This is a genomic window from Nioella ostreopsis (genome assembly GCF_004000255.1).
Classification (GTDB): Bacteria; Pseudomonadota; Alphaproteobacteria; order Rhodobacterales; family Rhodobacteraceae; genus Nioella; species Nioella ostreopsis.
Window position 1 is genome coordinate 1 of sequence record NZ_RCIQ01000055.1, and the last position, 4,573, is coordinate 4,573.

2 protein-coding genes are annotated in these 4,573 nt (G+C 68.2%); one reads left to right on the plus strand and one right to left on the minus strand.

Annotated features, from left to right (window positions below; translation table 11 throughout):
- Nucleotides 1–170 precede the first annotated feature (170 nt).
- Nucleotides 171–749, plus strand: coding sequence for a helix-turn-helix transcriptional regulator (locus EP237_RS22650; protein ID WP_164744814.1), 579 nt, complete (start codon nt 171–173; stop codon nt 747–749).
- On the opposite strand, the gene EP237_RS22655 is transcribed toward EP237_RS22650, so the two are convergent.
- Complete coding sequence (locus EP237_RS22655) at nt 714–3,602, minus strand: hypothetical protein (protein ID WP_127563085.1); 2,889 nt, start codon at nt 3,600–3,602, stop codon at nt 714–716. The two genes, EP237_RS22650 and EP237_RS22655, sit on opposite strands and share 36 nt — an antisense overlap.
- Nucleotides 3,603–4,573: the final 971 nt, after the last annotated feature.

Here is a 4,573-nt window from a genome sequence, read left to right on the forward strand (position 1 = left end):
AGCGCACAAAATTCAGGATAGTCCCCCGCACAGCAGCTTGAAGTACCAGACACCGGAGGAGTTCGCGGCCGCGCGCCCCTTCGACAAAACGCAATGGGCGCAGCCGCTTGAGCTACGTGATGGCTCCGCGCCCGCGCCCATTGCTCACGCCGCCGAATGATGGCACACAAATGGAGAACAAGCTCGACTTACGAGTGGCCCTGAAAAAAGGGGCAGGTCACCTCGACCGGATCGTCTCGGCTCGGCCCGTAACTGACAGCTTCGCTTGCGACCCTGCCTTCGACCTGACCACCCACTCCGCCCGCGCCTTCGGCAGTTTCCACACCGACGCGGAATATGGTGAGGTCGTCTGGCGCTTCGCCCCCGCCGCCGCCCCCACCGCGCGCGAATTCCTGTTCCACCCGACCCAAGAAATGACCGAAGGCGAAGACGGCAGCCTGACCGTCCGCTTCACCGCATCAGGCCATCTGGAAATGGCGTGGCACCTGTACATGTGGGGCGACGCGGTCGAGGTGCTGGCCCCCACCGCCTTGCGCGATGGTCGACCGGCACAGGCGAGGCGACTTCCCGGCGCTGCCCTAACGGGCGAGGTCAGGCCAACGGCACCCTTCATCGAAGGCCAATCACCCTCGTCACATAAGAACCACGGCCAGCGCCCAAGCAACACGCGCCCGGATGCGGGACGCCCCACTTTCAACATGGGGCGACAGGGGTCACGGGTCCGGATCGTCCTGCCCCAGCGACCTTGACAGGCTGAGCGCTTCGGCGGCCAGACCGATCCCTTCGTCCTTCATCTCCGCGGGGAGGTCCGGATGGGACAGCCAGCGCATCACCTTCTTGAGAAGAGGTTCGAACCGCTCCAGCAGGGTGGCCAAGAAGGCCCACTGCTTCTTCACCTCGGTCTCCTGCCGATCCAGCTCTGCGCGTTTCTCGGCAAGTTCGCTGACCACCTCCTCGCGCTGCTTCTTGAGTACGACCTGAGCCTCCTCGCGCTCCTGCACGATGACCCGGGCCGCAGCGGCCTTGCGCTCGGCGATCTCAGCCTCCGCCGCCTTGCGGGCGTCGTCGGTCGCCCGGGCGACGGCATCTGCCTCGCGCCGCGCCGCGCGGGTCTGTTCCGCGACGGTCGCGGCGGCCCGAACTGCCGGGCCGATTTCAGGATAAGCGGGGCTTAGGAGGTCCGGTGCGCGCGCGATCATGCGACCGCCTTCCCGCACGCCCAGAGTCCCAGCGGCCATTTCCTCGGTCAGCGCGGCAAGCCCGGCCGTGATCACCTCGGCCCGGGCCGTGGCCTGTGCAGCCTCGGCCTGTTCGGCATGAGCCTTGCCGATCACCTCGGCAGCCGCCTGATCCGCCGCGAGGCGGGCGGCCTCAGCCTCGTCCAGGGCCCGACGCGCGGCATCGGCCCGCGCCTGCTCCGCTTCGGCGGCCGCAACCGCCTCGGTCCGGATCTGGTCCGCCGCTGCTTCGGCCGCCTGCTGGACCCGGGCGGCTTCTGCCCGCGCCGCCATCGCAGCCTCCTCGGCCGCTTCCCGTTCGGCCTCGGCCCGCACCTGCGCCAGCCGCGCTTGTTCAGCCCGGGTCTCCGCGGCCTCCCGCTCGCGTTCGGCAACGGCAGCCGCCCGGTCCGTTTCAGCCCGCCGGGTCCGGGCCTCCGCGATGGCGCGCTTGCGCGATTTCCGCACCGTCACGGTCGCGAGCGCCGTCGCGTCTGCGACGATCACCCCGGCCCGGTCCTCCGCAGCCTCCGTGATCCGAGAGGCCTTTTCCCGGGCTGCCAAGACAAGACCTTCGGCTTCAATCCGGTCCGCGTCAGCCTTCGCCAGAGCCTGCTGGGCCTCTTCGACCCGCGCCTCAGCCGTCGCAAGGATCCCGGCGGTGGCATCTTGCGCCTGCGTGATCGCAGCCTCCGCGGCCCTGCGCTCCTGTTCGATCCGGGCCAGCCGCAGCTCCGCCTCCCGATGCTGGCGTTCCCGCTCCGCCCAGATCTGCGCCTTCGTCTCGATGTCGCGGCTGAGGCTGTTCGCCCGTTCCTGGAGACGGAAGGTCCGCCCCCGGACAAAAGCCGCCGCCAGCTCACCGCGGCGCAACTCGATGGCGGTCTTTGCCTTCATGCGCCGGACCTCGTCGCGCAGGGCCTGGGTTTCCCGGGCGGCGCGCTTGCGCGCCTTCTTGAGGGCCTTGGTCCCGACCAGTTTCGCGTCGGAGAGGATCACGCTGGCGCGGTCGTTGGCGGAGCCTATGATCCGGACGGACTGCGCGCGCGCCGCTTCAGCCTTCCGATCCGCCTCGCGCCGGGCGTCCTCGGCCACTTCCCGGGCTGCGTGGGCGACCGCGGCCGATGCCTCGATATCGGCCCGCGCGCGTTCCGCGGCGGCAACCGCCCGGTCCGCTTCGGCGCACCGGACCCGGGCCTCGGCGATGGCGCGCTTGCGCGATTTCCGCACCGTCACGGTCGCGAGCGCCGTCGCATCGGCAACGATCGCCCCGGCCTGGTTCTGCGCGGCCTGCGCGATCCTGGCGGCCTCCTCCCTCGCCGCTTCAGCCTGCCGATCCGCCTCCTTCCGGGCCGCCTCGGCCTCCAGGCTCGCGCGTCGCGCAACCTCGGCCTGCGCTTCCGCGCGGGCCCGGTCACGTTCAGCGGCGGCGACCTCCCGATCGGTCTCCGCCTTCCGGGCCTTCGCCTCGGCGACAGACCGCTTGCGGGACTTCTTCACCGCGGACTTCGCCAGCGCCACGCCATCCGCGACGGTGGCCGCAGCCTCGGCCCGGGCTGCTTCCCGGATCCGGTCCCGGTCCTCGAGCGCCAGTCGTCGCTGTTCCCGGCGCCACTGGGACGGCGGAACATGCCGACGCGGCTCCGGCGCCTCCAGTCCCGCGGCAAGGGCCTGCCGGACAGCTTCGGCGCGACGTTCCCCGCGATGAATCCCGAGAGCCAGAAAAGCCTCCCCGGCAACGTCCTGAGCATGCTCATACCGCGCGATCAGCGGGTTGGCCGAGGGCTGGAGAAGGAGCTGCCGTCCCCGGTTCCCGCTCACCTTTTCAACCCAGACGCCAACCACGAAATGCAGATGAAAGGCCTCCTCGTCCATGTCGACATGCACTTCCAGAAGCTGGTCTCCGGGAAAATTCTCGGTCAGGAATTCCATGGCGCGACCAAGGAAGTCGTACACCCGCCGCAGGTCCCATTCCTCCAGGCCCGTCCCCCCCAGCCACTTCTTGTTCACGGTGAGGACCCCTTCGCGCAGCGGGCCAAGCCGGGTGTATTTCCAGGGATCGACCAGGCCACGGCGGCTGACCTCTCGCGCCTCCTTGTGGCGCCCCTTGCGCGTCCTCGCGTCAATCTCCTCCTGGAGGTTCTCCTGAGCCGCTTGCGCAATGCGTGCGTTCAGTCTGTCGATCCAATCCGGTCCGCCGATCTCCTGCCAGTTGAGATGGGACAGATGCGCGCGGATATGGGTGAGATCCCCCCCGCGCCGGTTCCCGTGCATCTCCCGGCGTTTCAGATCACGCGGGAACATCGGCTTGAACCGGAGGACAATCGGGGCCTCATCAAGCCGCTCGATACGATCGGCCTTGTCAAAATGGGCGTGGATGGACATGATCAGGCTCCGGGCAGATTTCGCTGGTCCAAGCCTCCGCGAGGGGCGTGAAAAAACTCAGCGAAAAATCCGTGGGAATGTCCGGTCCTTTACTCACTAATGTTTTTGCGCTGTCGGGGGGCCCCCGACACCACAAAAACCGTTCGCGAGGGGGATACCCCCTCGACCCCTTCTCGCGATTCGACCGGCCCGGAGGCCGATCAATCGCTGCGACCAGCAGCCTGCTGGACCCTTCCCACCCTGCCGTTGATTTGTTTTTCCTGTTCTTTTTTCGCGGGTCCGTTCGGGCTTTTGCTTGCCGTAACGCGCGTCGGCTGATCCCCCGGACCAACTCCCGCGCGCTGGTCTGCCGGTGCGGGTGCAGAGGCTTGCCGACCCGGCCATCCTCCGCACCCAGCCCCATGGCAAGCCCGAGATACCGCCGCGGTATGGCGCCCCCCCTTTCCACACTACGGCGCCCCGGCACTCCGACAGGCTGTTCCCTTCCTCTCCACACGAACAGCGTGATGGTCTCGATGGTCAGGTCTGCCCCGGAACCGCCTTAAATGGCTCCTTGGATGGCTCATTCCCAAACCGAATCTCGGGCGACTTGTTCGGTCCGACTTAGTTGACGCTTCTGGCTCGGGTGGGCGAAGCGCCGATCGCAGGAGTGGCCGGCGTTACGGTGGCGGCGGACCACGGGCATGTCCACTCGGGACCGGGCGGCGCGCAGGCCCTGGAGCTGTCACCGAAGCGACCGATCCACTCTTGCCCGTTATCCGGCAAAGCGCCGATGTAGCTCAAGGGACATGTCCGTTACGCCCGCGTCTCAGCTGCGAGGAAGCGGCACGAAGTCAGCGTCCGCGGCTGCCTGCAAGTCCGCTTGCCAAAGACGGCTTAGGCCGTGCTCTTTGTAGCGGCCTCGAGCATCTGCGGCAAAGAAAGCCGCCACCTTCCCCCCCCTTGCCGCTCGGGACCGCCGCCCCACGAGG

Bases quoted from the DNA above. Each gene is read 5' to 3' on its own strand.
- EP237_RS22650 (WP_164744814.1), top strand. From the start codon at position 171: ATGGAGAACAAGCTCGACTTACGAGTGGCCCTGAAAAAAGGGGCAGGT.
- EP237_RS22655 (WP_127563085.1), bottom strand. From the start codon at position 3,602: ATGTCCATCCACGCCCATTTTGACAAGGCCGATCGTATCGAGCGGCTT.